General features: G+C 56.4%; 14 protein-coding genes. 1 reads left to right on the top strand and 13 read right to left on the bottom strand.

Annotated features, from left to right (window positions below; genetic code table 11):
- Positions 1-3 precede the first annotated feature (3 nt).
- Genes thiK through hinT form a run of 4 tightly spaced genes read right to left on the bottom strand, consistent with a single transcriptional unit; the run spans position 4 to position 2,200 of the window.
- Positions 4-828: a thiamine kinase gene (gene thiK, locus OGY09_RS18160; protein ID WP_032943017.1), complete on the bottom strand. Its 825-nt coding sequence runs from the start codon at positions 826-828 to the stop codon at positions 4-6.
- Complete coding sequence (lpoB, locus tag OGY09_RS18155; RefSeq protein WP_008784426.1) at positions 809-1,450, bottom strand: penicillin-binding protein activator LpoB; 642 nt, start codon at positions 1,448-1,450, stop codon at positions 809-811. The genes thiK and lpoB overlap by 20 nt, the downstream gene beginning before the upstream one ends.
- Positions 1,451-1,463: 13 nt before the next feature.
- A complete protein-coding gene (locus OGY09_RS18150) occupies positions 1,464-1,838 on the bottom strand; it encodes a YcfL family putative periplasmic lipoprotein (protein ID WP_008784425.1) in 375 nt (124 codons plus the stop codon).
- Between the two features lie 2 nt (positions 1,839-1,840).
- Complete coding sequence (gene hinT / locus OGY09_RS18145; protein ID WP_003030826.1) at positions 1,841-2,200, bottom strand: purine nucleoside phosphoramidase; 360 nt, start codon at positions 2,198-2,200, stop codon at positions 1,841-1,843.
- A 348-nt stretch (positions 2,201-2,548) separates the two neighbouring features.
- Here hinT and fhuE point away from each other — a divergent pair, with 348 nt between their 5' ends.
- Positions 2,549-4,735 (top strand): ferric-rhodotorulic acid/ferric-coprogen receptor FhuE, encoded by a 2,187-nt coding sequence (gene fhuE / locus OGY09_RS18140; RefSeq protein ID WP_032943015.1) that lies wholly within the window; start codon positions 2,549-2,551, stop codon positions 4,733-4,735.
- A 22-nt stretch (positions 4,736-4,757) separates the two neighbouring features.
- Here the strand turns inward: fhuE and paaY are convergent, their stop codons facing one another.
- From paaY to paaE, 9 genes are all read right to left on the bottom strand, one after another.
- Positions 4,758-5,354 carry a phenylacetic acid degradation protein PaaY gene (paaY, locus tag OGY09_RS18135; protein WP_032943013.1) on the bottom strand — a complete coding sequence of 199 codons (597 nt, stop codon included), beginning with the start codon at positions 5,352-5,354 and terminating at the stop codon, positions 4,758-4,760.
- Between the two features lie 11 nt (positions 5,355-5,365).
- The gene (gene paaX, locus OGY09_RS18130) at positions 5,366-6,292 is read right to left on the bottom strand and encodes a phenylacetic acid degradation operon negative regulatory protein PaaX (protein ID WP_020996484.1); all 927 of its coding nucleotides are present in this window, start codon (positions 6,290-6,292) and stop codon (positions 5,366-5,368) included.
- A 157-nt stretch (positions 6,293-6,449) separates the two neighbouring features.
- Positions 6,450-7,769: a phenylacetate--CoA ligase PaaK gene (paaK, locus tag OGY09_RS18125; RefSeq protein WP_003832244.1), complete on the bottom strand. Its 1,320-nt coding sequence runs from the start codon at positions 7,767-7,769 to the stop codon at positions 6,450-6,452.
- Positions 7,770-7,797: 28 nt separating this feature from the next.
- Entirely contained in the window at positions 7,798-9,003 is a 1,206-nt protein-coding gene (gene pcaF, locus OGY09_RS18120; protein WP_032943011.1) for a 3-oxoadipyl-CoA thiolase, read from the bottom strand.
- Entirely contained in the window at positions 9,003-9,425 is a 423-nt protein-coding gene (gene paaI, locus OGY09_RS18115) for a hydroxyphenylacetyl-CoA thioesterase PaaI (protein WP_003832239.1), read from the bottom strand. Before paaI ends, pcaF begins: the two co-directional genes overlap by 1 nt.
- Positions 9,418-10,836, bottom strand: coding sequence for a 3-hydroxyacyl-CoA dehydrogenase PaaH (gene paaH, locus OGY09_RS18110; protein WP_032943010.1), 1,419 nt, complete (start codon positions 10,834-10,836; stop codon positions 9,418-9,420). The genes paaI and paaH overlap by 8 nt, the downstream gene beginning before the upstream one ends.
- A 3-nt stretch (positions 10,837-10,839) precedes the next feature.
- Entirely contained in the window at positions 10,840-11,628 is a 789-nt protein-coding gene (gene paaG / locus OGY09_RS18105) for a 2-(1,2-epoxy-1,2-dihydrophenyl)acetyl-CoA isomerase PaaG (RefSeq protein WP_032943009.1), read from the bottom strand.
- A 2-nt stretch (positions 11,629-11,630) separates the two neighbouring features.
- On the bottom strand, positions 11,631-12,398 hold the full coding sequence (gene paaF, locus OGY09_RS18100) for a 2,3-dehydroadipyl-CoA hydratase PaaF (RefSeq protein ID WP_032943007.1): 768 nt from the start codon (positions 12,396-12,398) through the stop codon (positions 11,631-11,633).
- Positions 12,395-13,465 carry a 1,2-phenylacetyl-CoA epoxidase subunit PaaE gene (gene paaE, locus OGY09_RS18095; RefSeq protein WP_275399029.1) on the bottom strand — a complete coding sequence of 357 codons (1,071 nt, stop codon included), beginning with the start codon at positions 13,463-13,465 and terminating at the stop codon, positions 12,395-12,397. The genes paaF and paaE overlap by 4 nt, the downstream gene beginning before the upstream one ends.
- Between the last annotated feature and the right edge of the window lie 6 nt (positions 13,466-13,471).

The following is a 13,471-nucleotide window of genomic DNA, read 5'->3' as shown; positions in this document are numbered from 1 at the left end:
TCCTTATCCTTTCATTGTTAGCTGCCGCCAGGTTTCATCGGCCAGCCTGATAAATTGTCGATCGCCGGTTTGCCGCCAGCGATACTCAAACCACCCCGCCTTCAGCATCATTATCCAGGGTTGCCATTGTCTGACCTGTCGCCACAAAACGTCTGGCTCAATGTGCGCTCGTTGGGCGTAGGTGCTAACCAACTGTTGGTGCTGGGATTCATCGCTAACCCATACTGCCGCCAGCTCCAGGGCAATATCACCGTCTCCGGCGTATTCCCAGTCAATCAGCCGCAGCCCTGATGCCGTACGTACGATGTTGTCACCGTGAACATCCATATGCAGCGGCCCCAGGCGCAAAGGTCGAGGTTCACCTCGTTTCCTTAGCCGCTTCAGCGCGCGCAGCCAGCATGGTGTACGACGCGCCGGATCGCCACACTGCCAGTACTGTTCAAGTAGCGGAAGCAGGCTGATTCGCCAGCCCAATCGGGGTTGCTGGTGCAGATGATACAGTAAGCCTGCGAGTTCGTCGGCGTCCGGTAATCTGGATTCTACCTTACCGTGAAAAAACTCGACTGCCATCCACCCACGCGTATAAAAATGAGGACGTGGCGCAAGGCTTTCTGGCAGGTGTTTTAGCGCATGATATTGGCGTAAGAAATGAGATTCCGGCGCGTCAGGGTCGTGATGGCAGCGCAGTACCAGTCGGTGGGAACAGTGTTCAATGATGCAGCTCCCGCCGCTCAGGCCGGTTTGGCTGGTTGCGACGGGATGATACTGCGGGAAATAGCGCGACAACACTTCGCCGCGCGTGAGTCTGTTATTGTTGCTGAACGGCACCTTTACCTGACCAGATTATCTCGCCAGTTTGTACCAGCATTAATTGCATTTGCAGCGCAGGCGAATTGACGTTGCCGGATGCGCTGGAATAAAGCACATACTGCGCGCCAACGTTACGGGCGATACCAATCGCTTTACTGCGCGTTCCCAGACTGTCATTCGGCGACAGACCTAACTGCTGTTTGGCGACAGCCAGCTGTTGGGCAGAAATCAGCGTAAACTTACCGTTATTCGCCAGCGCGTTACGTAAGGTTTCGGTGGCTTCACCCGCGTTCAACGAGCCGTTGGTGCGGTTATTCACGCTATCAACCAGCAGAACGCCGCCCGCTTTGACGCCGTCTGCCTGCAGCATTTTACCGACCATCGGCTGCATAGCCCCGTTCCAGTCATAGTGACGTTGACGTGGCGTAGGCTGCGCCGTTTGGTCTTCATGCTCAATTGGGCCAGGCTGCTGCGGTATGCTTGGCACCGTTGGCACAACCGGCACCGGCTGTTGCGGCTGCGCAGGCTGTTCCGGTACCGGCTTCACTTCCTCTACCGGCGCGGGCTCACGTTGCGCCACACAGCCAGAGAGAAACATCGCCAGCGCGGCAATCAGTGCGTAGCGATTCATTTTGTTCATCAAGATTCACCCCTTACAAATAAAGATAAAGTCTAACCTTGTGCGCCCCCAGAAAATTGGCGCTGCCGTACAGCGTCACCGACGAATGAGCCGGAATAGTCACACTGCGTGGCGCTTCCAGAGGGTGCATTTCCAGCCCTCTGGCGTCATACCAGTAAAACCGATAATGAACGGTAACGGGTTCTTGTCTTTCGTTATAGAGTCGAGAGGATGCCGAAGCCTGAATATCAGACGTTGTTAACGTGGGCTGCTCTGCTGTAATACCCGCCGCCAGAATTGTTGATTCCATCACCAGCGACTGTTCATCACTTACCGGGATTTCAGGATGTGTTCGACAACCCGCCAGCAACAACAAGCCCAGTGAAAGCGCAATGCATCCTCTGGTCATGCTTACAGACCTTTATGCGCAAGCATTGGGCCAAGCGCACGTCCGCCCAGCAGGTGCATATGAATGTGATACACCTCCTGCCCCCCGTGGCGGTTGGTGTTCATGATTAAGCGGTACCCATCTGCAGCAATGCCTTCCTGCTCAGCAATTTTCGCCGCAACGGTGATCATGCGGCCCAATGCCTGTTCATGTTCCGCCGTCACATCATTGACAGTGGGGATCAGAATGTTAGGAATGATCAGGATATGCGTTGGTGCCTGAGGGGAAATATCACGAAACGCAGTGACCAGTTCGTCCTGGTATACGATATCCGACGGAATCTCACGACGAATAATTTTGCTGAATATAGTTTCTTCTGCCACGACGTTTTCCTTTTTCATTATCAGCCCAAGCGTTTTGTCATGCTACGCCGGGTAACTCTGCGAGTATAGAGTATGAGCGAGTTACTCACGCTCTTTCAACTTTAACCCTCGATTATTTAAGCAAAATCCTTTGCCGCTGCTGTTCTTATAACCATTTCCCATCGCTATCGCTTAAGCATAGTACTGAAACAATATTTCATTTATCGCGTAGCATCTGTTTACACATTGAATGTTAATGCGTATATTTCGCATTTGTATTTACATGCGCACTTAATAATTTACAACCAAAGGGTTCATCACGCTACCGGTGATTCGAACTTAATATTAATAATTATCAAGGACTTTTCGATGTCTTTCACAACACTCAACGGGAATGTTCAACGCCAACCGGGGCTTGCCCCTTCTTTGCTGGCAGCATGCGTCACGCTAGCCCTTTTACCTTCCACCAGCCTCGCAGCCCCTGCAGAAGAGACAGTGATCGTGGAGGGTTCTGCTCCATCCGCATCCAGTGAGGAGCAGGATTACAGCGTTAAATCGACGACAGCTGGCACAAAAATGCAAATGACACAGCGCGATATTCCGCAATCGGTCAGCATTGTCAGCCAGCAACGCATGGAAGATCAGCAATTGCAAACGCTGGGCGATGTGATGGACAACACGTTGGGGATAAGCAAAAGCCAGGCGGATTCAGATCGCAGCAGCTATTACTCGCGCGGATTTCAGATTGATAACTATATGGTCGATGGGATCCCGACCTATTTTGAATCCCGCTGGAATCTCGGTGACGCCCTTTCTGACACCGCCCTTTTTGAGCGTGTCGAAGTGGTCCGTGGCGCAAACGGGCTAATGACCGGGACGGGTAACCCTTCAGCCTCCATTAACATGATCCGTAAGCATGCCACCAGCCGCGAGTTCACCGGTAATGTTTCAGCGGAATATGGCAGTTGGAACAAACAACGCTATGTGACCGATCTGCAAAGCCCGCTTACAGCAGACGGCAACGTGCGCGGCCGCATCGTGGCGGGTTACCAGAATAACGACTCCTGGCTTGATCGCTACAATAGCGAAAAAATGTTCTTCTCCGGGATTGTCGATGCCGATTTGGGTGACACCACCAGCCTGTCTGCGGGCTATGAATATCAGCGCATTGATATCAACAGCCCAACCTGGGGTGGATTGCCGCGCTGGAATACCGATGGCAGTAAAAACAGCTACGACCGCTCGCGTAGCACTGCGCCGGACTGGGCTTACAACGATAAAGACTTCAACAAAGTGTTTGTCACCATCAAACAACGTTTTGCCGATACCTGGCAGGCGACCATGAACGCCACCCACTCCGAGGTCAAGTTCGACAGTAAAATGATGTACGTCGATGCCTATGTTAACAAGGCCGACGGCACGCTGATTGGCCCATATGGCAACTATGGTCCGGGATATGACTACGTCGGAGGAACCGGCTGGAACAGCGGCAAACGTAAAGTGGATGCTGTCGATCTATTTGCCGACGGCGGTTACGATCTGTTTGGTCGTCAGCATAATCTGATGCTGGGCGGCAGCTACAGTAAACAGAATAACCGTTATGAAAGCTCGTGGGCGAACGTTTTCCCCAACGAAATCGGCAGCTTCTATACCTATGATGGTAACTTCCCTGAAACCAACTGGAACCCGCAGTCATTGGCTCAGGACGATACCACGCACATGAAATCGCTGTACGCCGCAACGCGTATTTCGCTGGCCGACCCACTGCATTTGATTGTTGGCGCACGTTACACCAACTGGCGTATCGACACCCTGACCTACAGCATGGAGCAAAACCACACCACGCCGTATGCGGGTCTGGTCTATGACATTGACGATAACTGGTCTACCTACGCCAGCTATACCTCAATCTTCCAGCCGCAGAACAAGCGCGACAGTTCCGGTAAATATCTCTCTCCGATCACCGGCAACAACTATGAGCTTGGTCTGAAGTCCGACTGGATGAACAGCCGTTTAACCACCACGCTCGCGGTGTTCCGCATTGAACAGGATAACGTAGCGCAATCAACCGGCGTGCCAATCGCCGGTAGCAATGGCGACACAGCCTTTAAAGCGATGGATGGTACGGTCAGCAAAGGGGTCGAATTCGAGATTAACGGTGCGATCACCGATAACTGGCAGATGACGTTTGGTGCGACACGCTATGTTGCTGAAGACAACGAAGGCAATGCAGTAAACCCGAATCTGCCGCGGACCACGGTCAAACTGTTTACCCGTTATCGCCTGCCAGCCATGCCGGAACTGACCGTCGGCGGTGGAGTTAACTGGCAGAATCGTGTTTACAGCGATACGGTCACGCCTTATGGCACATTCCGCGCGGAACAAGGAAGCTACGCCCTGGTAGATTTGTTCACCCGCTACCAGGTAACAAAAAACTTCTCAGTGCAGGGTAACCTTAATAACCTGTTCGATAAAACCTACGACACGAATATCGACGGTTCTATCGTTTATGGTGAGCCGCGTAACGTCAGCGTTACCGCCAGCTATCAGTTCTGACACCGGGTATTGCGTAGAATCGCTAACTCGCTGACTTAGGTTGCAAATTCTCATCAAACTCCAGCCGCTTTCTGTCGGGTTCTACCGCAGTCAGCGGCTCCACTTCTGCAAGCGTCTGCTGACAGCGCCCCACCAGCACCTGATACTCGCGAGTACCCTGTTTTTTCCACACCAGTTCCTGCTCAGTTAACATGCGAATCGCTTTCGCCGGGCTGCCGACAATCAGATGGTTGGCGGGCATCTCAGCGCGCGCTTTCACAAACGCCGAAGCACCAACGATACTGTTTTCACCGATGGTCGCGCCATCGATAATCACCGCGCTCATGCCGATCAGCGCGTTACGCCCAATCACACAGCCGTGCAGAATCGCCCCGTGGCCGATATGTCCATCCTCTTCCACTACCGTATCCTGGCCGGGAAATCCGTGCATCACGCAGTTATCCTGGATATTCGCCCCATCTTTAACCACGATACGCCCAAAATCTCCGCGCAGGCTGGCGTTGGGACCAACATAAACACCTTTGCCGAGAATGACATCGCCAATCAGCACTGCGGTTGGGTGAACATAGCTTTCTGCAGGAACTACCGGGATCATCCCGTCAATCTGGTAAATCGGCATGGCTTCTCCTGTTACACCTCGGCTAATCCACCGAAGCGTTGATAATAGAGCGGACCCGGCGCGGGCAGTTCCCCCACCGAGCTCTCGCCTTTTTCGCTGACGAAAACCTGGGCGCCGGGCGCAACACGTTGATAAATATTAATGCACAGCTGACGCGCCGTCTGACCCAGCCAGTGAGCAGGCAACAATTCTTCCGGCAACAGCGGATCTTTGAGCACAACCCGACGATAGAAGTGAATGAGCAACAGGCGGATCTGGAAGCAGCGCTCTGGCGTAAGTTCGTCCGGCCCGGCGTCACGCAGTAGCGGTAACAACGGACGGAACAGCGTGATAAACGCCTCGTACATGGCATTTTGTTCGGTTAAGTGCCAGCACCCTTCTACCCGCTCACGCAGCGCAGCGCGGGAGAGTGCCAACGGCGAATGCGCCTCAAAAACGATGACGTTTTCCGCTACCCCAGCTTCATGGAGCAGCGACTGTACGTCCGCCAGCTTTTGCGATGGCGACGCCAGCAGACTCGGCGCCAGTACGCCAAAACCTTGCCATAACAGCTGCTTTTTAACTTCGGCCAGGGTATTTTTCTCCAGCCCCTCCGACAGCAGCAGCAGCCAGGTACCGTCCCACTCAGGGGCGCTGGCACGGTAGATTTTGCTCTCGGCGCGGCGCGTCAAGCGTAGCCCTTTATCACTCAGGCGGTAGAAACTGCGGCGGCCGATACGTACTACGTCCAGCCATTCTTCTTTATTAAGGCGAAACAGCGCGGTACGTACAAAACGTTCACCGAAGCCAAGCCCTTCCAGCAGCGCGGCAACGCTACCGAGCCAGACTTCTCCACCGCGTTGCGATAAACAGTCCCCGTAAAGCGAGGCGATAAGAGAGGTGCCGCTGACCGGCATTGCGGTTACCGCCTGCTGAATAAAACTATCGAGTTTTTCCATATGATTCATACTGTTGTCTTTTTTGTCCTTTTTGAATCATAGCACAGGATAATTTCCGCGATATGGCAGGAATTTGTAGGCCGGATAAGGCAACGCCGCCATCCGGTAACTTGTGCGCTCTCGCCTGATGGCGCTGCGCTTATCAGGCCTACGAGTCTTAACCGTTGGCGGCAACTTTGCGCAGGTCGAACACCCGACACGCCTTTCCTTCTGAGCGCGGGATGCTGCCGCAGTTAACAATGCTTACGTCCGTTGAAATACCGACCATCGACTTAATACGATGACGCAAATGATGGCAAATCTGGCAGCGCTGCTCATGGCTTAGCACCAGGCTACTCTCTTTAAGCTCCACGCGTACCGAAAGCGAATCAAGATGTCCTCGGCGATCCACTTCCAACTGGTAATGCGGAGCCAGATGTTCAATCTTGAGGATCTCTTCTTCCACCTGCGATGGGAAGACGTTGACGCCGCGAATAATCAGCATATCGTCGCTGCGCCCGCTAATGCGATCCATACGACGCATCGTGCGTGCGGTACCCGGCAGCAGGCGCGTCAGGTCGCGGGTACGATAACGAATGACCGGTAGCGCTTCTTTCGTCAGCGTGGTGAACAGCAGTTCGCCGTGCTCGCCGTCGGCCAGTGGCGTACCGTCATCCGGATTGACCACTTCCGGGAAGAAATGATCCTCCCATATTGTCGGACCATCACCCGTTTCGATGCACTCCATCGCCACGCCCGGCCCCATCACTTCCGAGAGGCCATAAATATCCAGCGCCGTAATACCCAGGCGACGTTCGATCTCCGCGCGCATCCCCGTTGTCCACGGCTCTGCGCCAAAGACACCGGTACGCAGCGAACAACCCCGCGCGTCACCGCCCATCTGGCGCTCCAGCTCTTCAATCAGGTTCAGACAGTAGGATGGCGTAACCATAATCATGTCAGGTTTGAAATCGCGAATCAGCTGCGCCTGTTTCTCGGTTTGACCGCCGGACATCGGGATAACCGTTGCCCCCAGGCGTTCCGCGCCGTAGTGCGCGCCCAGTCCGCCGGTGAAAAGGCCATAGCCATAAGCGACGTGGATTTTATCTTTCGCGGTACCGCCTGCGGCACGCAGCGAGCGGGCGACGATGTTAGCCCAGGTATCGATATCATTTTGCGTATAGCCCACCACTGTCGGTTTACCCGTGGTGCCGGATGATGCATGGATACGCACCACCTGCTCCATCGGTACCGCGAAGGTGTCGAAGGGATAGTTGTCACGCAGGTCCTGCTTGGTGGTGCAGGGAAACTTGCTCAGATCGCTCAGCTCACGGAAATCATCCGGGTGAACCCCCGCCGCGTCGAACTTACGGCGGTACATCGGGACATTTTCATAGGCGTGTTTTAACGTCCATTTCAGGCGCTCGGTTTGCAAAGCCTGTAATTCGTCACGCGATGCGGTTTCAATCGGATCTAATTTTGTTGTTGTCGTTGTCATTTTGTAGGGCACTCGCAGGTCAATTAGCTCACACTCGCTCAAGGATCATGGCAATGCCCTGACCCACGCCAATACACATCGTACACAGCGCATAACGTCCATTGCGTCGTTCCAGCTCCAGCGTTGCGGCCAGCGCTAGCCGCACACCGCTCATCCCCAGCGGGTGACCTAAAGCGATAGCCCCCCCATTGGGATTCACGTGTTCTGCGTCATCTGCCAGTCCAAGCTGTCTCATCACACCCAACGCCTGGGCGGCAAAGGCTTCATTCAGCTCAATCACGTCCATATCGTTAATATTCAGCCCTGCGCGCTCCAGCACTTTACGCACTGCCGGAACGGGGCCAAGCCCCATATACTTCGGCTCCACGCCCGCGGTCGCCATAGCGACAATACGCGCACGCGGCGTTAAACCCTGCGCTGCGGCCTGCTGCTGGCTTGCGATAATCAGCGCTGCCGCCCCGTCGTTCACCCCAGAGGCATTGCCTGCGGTGACCACGCCGTTCTTACGAAACGGTGTTTTCAGTTGTGCGAGTTGCTCCAGCGTGGTTTCTGCACGCGGATGTTCATCTTCACGTACTGCGCTAACTGCCCCTTTCTTGCCAATGATTTGTACCGGCACAATTTCCTGCGCCAGAATGCCGTCACGCTGGGCTTTCGCCGTGCGCTGCTGGCTGCGATACGCAAAGGCGTCCTGGTCCTCTCGGCTTATATTTAACAATTCAGCTACATTCTCCGCCGTTTCCGGCATGCTGTCAGTTCCGAATTGTTGCTGCATGAGCGGGTTCACAAAACGCCAGCCAATGGTGGTATCAAACATTTCTGCCTGACGCTGAAACGGCACGGTCGCTTTGCCCATTACAAACGGCGCGCGTGACATTGACTCAACACCACCAGCGATCAGCAGGTCGGCATCACCGGCTTTGATCGTGCGAGCAGCGAAGCCGATCGCATCAAGCCCGGAGCCGCACAGACGGTTGATGGTCGTGCCGGCAACGCTGTGCGGATACCCCGCCAGCAAGGTCGCCATATGCGCCACGTTGCGGTTATCCTCGCCCGCCTGGTTGGCGCAACCGAAGATCACATCGTCAATAGCGCGGGGATCCAGGCGTGGGTTGCGGTTGAGTAATTCACGCAACGGGATGGCCGCCAGATCGTCGGCACGCACGCCTGCCAGCGCCCCGCCGTAGCGACCAATCGGGGTACGAATACCGTCACAAATAAATGCGTCACGCATTAGACTTCTCCTGTAATCGTGCCACCGATGCGGTGGGATTTGCCGCGAAACAGAGCCACGGTTTTGTGTTGCTGATTGACAATTTCAATGTCGTAAACGCCAGTGAGTTTGCCTTGCTGCTTAACCCGCGCGGTGGCGGTCAGTTTGTCACCTGCAAAAGCCGGACGCAGAAAGTCGATACTGGCCGCTGAGGCTACTGCTGCCAGTCCCTGACTGTTGCAGGCGTAAGCAAAGGCGGTATCCGCCAGCGAGAACAGTTGCCCGCCGTGACAGGTCTGATGTCCATTCAGCTGCGATGGCGACACGGTCATGGTCATCTGCGAATAACCGTCGTCCATCTCAATAATTTCAATCCCCAGCGCCTGCGCGCAGGTGTCTTTCACATACATGGCGCGGGCGTTGCGCCAGGCTTCATTACTCATGACGCATCTCCATCAGCGCTTTCTGGCGCAGCAGCGCACTCGGGCGATAGCGTTCTTCGCCATAGTGCTGTTGTAGATTTTCCAGCAGACGAAGCACACGTCCCCAGCCGAGCGATTCACCCCAGGCCAGCGGCCCGTGCGGGTAGTTGACCCCCAAACACATGGCGGTATCGATATCCTCGGCGCTGGCGACTCCTTTTTGCAGCGCATCCAGCGCTTCGTTCGCCAGCATCGCTACCGTGCGCCATACCAGCAGCCCTGGATAGTCGGCAATACGCAGCACTTTTTTGCCCTGCTGCTGGAAGTAGTACACTGCTTTGTCGGTGGCTGAATCCGGATTGGTTGGTGCGCTTGCCAGCACGACGGTGTCGCCCGCAGCATGGTCATACACCACCACCGGGCGCTGGTGCTGCACGCTTAAGGCCAGCGCGGTTTCACCGGTAGTTTCAAGGAGCAGCACATCATCCAGTTCAGTGACAACGTCACGCTTGATATTTTTTGCTGCATTTTCAGGCGCTACCGCTGCAACAGCCAGTTCAGGCGATACTTCAGCAGGCCAGCGATAGACGCCGTGACCGCTCTTCTTGCCCAGACGCCCCGCCAGAGCGAGCTCCTGTTGCAGCAAAGACGGTAGAAAACGGCGGTCCTGCCAGAAGGCGTTAAACACCGAACAGGTCACGGCAAAGTTGACGTCCTGGCCAATCAAGTCGGTCAGCGCCAGCGGTCCCATCGGGAACCCGCCGCCGTCGCGCAGTGCGGCATCAATCACTTCCGCTGACGCAACCTGTTCTTCCAGTGCACGCCAGGCTTCGGCGTAGTACGGACGGGCCACGCGGTTAACGATAAAGCCTGGCGTTGAGCGGCAGCGCACCGGCTGCTTGCCCCAGGCGATTACGCACTGGCAAAGCTGCTCGACTACCTCGGTTGAGGTGGCAAGCCCGCTCACCACTTCCACCAGTTTCATCACCGGTGCCGGGTTAAAGAAATGCAGCCCCGCCACACGTTCCGGATGCTTCACTCCCGCCGCAATTGCGGTAATTGAGATCGACGAAGTATTACTGGTTAGCAGCGTTGACGGCAAACAGATCTCCGCCAACTGACTAAACAGCGCTTTTTTAATTTCCAGCCGCTCGGACGCGGCTTCAATCACCAGTTGTGCATCGGCAAGCTGATTCAGTTCAGTCGCGGGGGCGATCCGTGCCAGCAGCTCACTGGCCTGTTCCGCACTGATTTTTCCACGACCAACACGAACGTCGAGTCGCTGGCGAATACCCTCAATGGCGCGAGTAATCGCCTCAGCGGAAATGTCATACAGCAGGACCGAATGTCCGGCGCTGGCAGCCACCTCGGCAATACCTGCACCCATTGTTCCGCCGCCGATCACGGCAACGCGATGAAGAGTTTGCGTCATGGCTTATTTCCCGCTGAACTGTGGTGGACGTTTGGCGAGGAAGGCGCTGACCCCTTCGCGGTAGTCGTCGCTGCGACCGGCCATGCGCTGGTAGTCGCGTTCAAGCTCAAGCTGCTGATCCAGCGTGTTGGTTTCGGAAAGCTGCAAGGCTTTCTTAATCAGCCCCAGGCCATAGGTCGGCTGCGTCGCGAAATGGCGCGCCATGGTCAACGCGGCATCTTTCAACTCGGCATCGTCGACCACTTGCCAGATCATGCCCCACAGCGCGGCCTGTTCGGCGCTGAGGTTATCGCCAAGCATCAGCAAGCCGACGGCGCGAGCGCGACCGGCTACGCGCGGCAGCACCCAACTTCCGCCGCAGTCCGGCACCAGACCGAGCTTGCTGAAGGCCATGACAAACTTCGCCGAGCGCGCGGCGAGGACGATGTCGCAGCCCAAGGCCAGCGTGGCACCGGCACCAGCGGCAACGCCGTTGACGGCACAGATAACCGGCTTCGGCAGCGCGGCTAAGCGGCGCACCAGCGGGTTATAGAAGCGTTCCACCGACATGCCCAGATCCGGCGCGGGGCCGCTCGGGTCAACGTTACGGTCGTTCAGATCCTGTCCGGCGCAAAATCCGCGTCCGGCGCCGGTGATCAGCAGGCAACGAATGGTGTCGTCGCGCTCGGCCTGTTTCAGGCAATCGGCAAGCTGCTGGTGCATCACGTCGTTAAAGCTGTTGAGTCGGTCCGGGCGGTTCAGGGTGATAGTCATCACGCCCTGCTCCACTTCGCTGAGAATAAATGCGTCCACGATTAGCGTCCTTTAAATTCCGGTGTGCGTTTTTCTAAAAAGGCGCTGACGCCTTCACGACGATCTTCGGTGCCGCTCAGCAGCGTAAACAGCTGACGTTCCTGCACCAGACCGGCCTGGAGACCCACTTCTTGCGCAGCGCGTAGAGACTGTTTTGCCGCCCGCAGCGCCAGCGGTGAGTGACGGGCGATGGTCGCCGCCAGCTTGAGCGCGTATTCATCGGAGAGGTTCGCCGGGTGAATGTCACTCACCAGCCCGGCCTGTTGCGCTCGTTCGGCATCAATACTTTCACCGCTCAGCACCATTCGGCTGGCCAGCGCTTTACCAACACAACGGATAAGCCGCTGCGTACCGCCCGCCCCTGGCATGGTGCCGAGAGTAATTTCCGGTAGGCCGAAGCGCGCGTTATCCCCGGCAATCACCAGGTCGCACAGAAGAGCCAGCTCGCACCCGGCTCCCAGCGCGTAACCGTTAACCACCGCGATCAGCGGCTTGTTGAAGGCATCAATACGTGCCCACAGGCGAGGACGAACATCGTCGAAAGTGGCGGGCAGATCTTTTTCCGCCATTTCGTTGAGATCGGCCCCGGCGGCGAAATAGCGCGTGTTGCCGCTAATCACGCAAACGCTGATGCTGGCGTCCGCCGCCGCGCTTTCCAGCGCGTCAGCAATCTGCGTTAGCAGCGCATTGTTCAGGGCGTTACGCGCCTGCGGACGGTTCAGAGTCAGTTGCAGTACACGGTCGTGACGGGAAATCAGCAGTTCGCTCATGCCATCCCCCGCGCATCGAAGTCGACCACTACGTCACCGCTGGTTGGCAGCGCCTGGCAGCTCAGCACATAGCCCGCCGCCAGTTCATCGGCTTCAAGGCTATAGTTGGCGGCCATCGCTACCTCGCCGCTGACCACCTTGCATTTGCAGGTGGCGCACACGCCGCCTTTACAGGCGAACGGCAGGTCAGCGCCCTGGCGCAGCGCGGCGTCGAGAATGCTGTCATCTTCCGCATTCAGTGAAATCAGGCGATCGCGCCCATCCTGACGAAGGGTGACCGTGCGGCCTTCCGCCTGCACGCCGGTGGCGCGTTTCACGCTGGTCCCCGGCGTATTGAAACGCTCAAGGTGAATAGATTTTTCCGCTATGCCCAGTTCGCGCAGTGCCACTTCGGCTTCATCCATCATTGCCGATGGGCCACAGATAAAGGCGTCGTCAAAGCGGCTGAAATCGAGCAGGTTTTTGCCCAGCGCACGCAGTTTGTCGCCGTCGATACGACCCTGTAGCAGATCGCTGTCCATCGACTCCTGACTGAACAGGTGCACCACCTGTAAACGCTGCGGATAGCGGTTTTTCAGATCGGCCAGCGCCTGACGGAACATCATGCTGTGGCTGCTGCGGTTGCCGTAGATCAGGGTGAACTGGCTGGCCGGTTCGGTCGTCAGCGTCGCTTCAATAATCGCCATCATCGGCGTAATGCCGGACCCGGCGGCAATCGCCAGATATTCGGCTTCGCGCTCGGCCTGCGGCTGGTAGCCGAAGTGCCCTTGCGGCACCATCACCTCCAGCGCCATACCCTGCTGGATATCCTGCTGGGCATAGCGGGAGAAACGCCCACCGTCGATAGCTTTAACCGCGACACTAATTTCCGACGGCGAGCGGCTGCGACAAATGGAGTAACACCGACGCAGCTCTTCTCCACCGAGGTGAGCTTTCAGCGTCAAATGCTGGCCCGGTCGGAAGGCGTAGGCATTACGCAGCGCGTCGGGAATGGTGAAAGTGATGGTCACCGCATCGCGCGTTTCCGCTTCGACGTTGGCCACGGTAAGCGAATGAAATGTTGTCATCGCAAC

This window comes from Citrobacter sp. Cpo071, assembly GCF_030332765.1.
Lineage (GTDB): Bacteria > Pseudomonadota > Gammaproteobacteria > Enterobacterales > Enterobacteriaceae > Citrobacter > Citrobacter portucalensis.
This window is presented reverse-complemented; position numbering and strand designations above follow the sequence as displayed.

Coding starts and splice junctions, on each gene's coding strand:
- lpoB (WP_008784426.1), bottom strand. CDS start 1,450: ATGAACAAAATGAATCGCTACGCACTGATTGCCGCGCTGGCGATGTTT.
- OGY09_RS18150 (WP_008784425.1), bottom strand. CDS start 1,838: ATGACCAGAGGATGCATTGCGCTTTCACTGGGCTTGTTGTTGCTGGCG.
- fhuE (WP_032943015.1), top strand. CDS start 2,549: ATGTCTTTCACAACACTCAACGGGAATGTTCAACGCCAACCGGGGCTT.
- paaY (WP_032943013.1), bottom strand. CDS start 5,354: ATGCCGATTTACCAGATTGACGGGATGATCCCGGTAGTTCCTGCAGAA.
- paaX (WP_020996484.1), bottom strand. CDS start 6,292: ATGGAAAAACTCGATAGTTTTATTCAGCAGGCGGTAACCGCAATGCCG.
- paaK (WP_003832244.1), bottom strand. CDS start 7,769: ATGACAACGACAACAACAAAATTAGATCCGATTGAAACCGCATCGCGT.
- pcaF (WP_032943011.1), bottom strand. CDS start 9,003: ATGCGTGACGCATTTATTTGTGACGGTATTCGTACCCCGATTGGTCGC.
- paaI (WP_003832239.1), bottom strand. CDS start 9,425: ATGAGTAATGAAGCCTGGCGCAACGCCCGCGCCATGTATGTGAAAGAC.
- paaH (WP_032943010.1), bottom strand. CDS start 10,836: ATGACGCAAACTCTTCATCGCGTTGCCGTGATCGGCGGCGGAACAATG.
- paaF (WP_032943007.1), bottom strand. CDS start 12,398: ATGAGCGAACTGCTGATTTCCCGTCACGACCGTGTACTGCAACTGACT.
- paaE (WP_275399029.1), bottom strand. CDS start 13,465: ATGACAACATTTCATTCGCTTACCGTGGCCAACGTCGAAGCGGAAACG.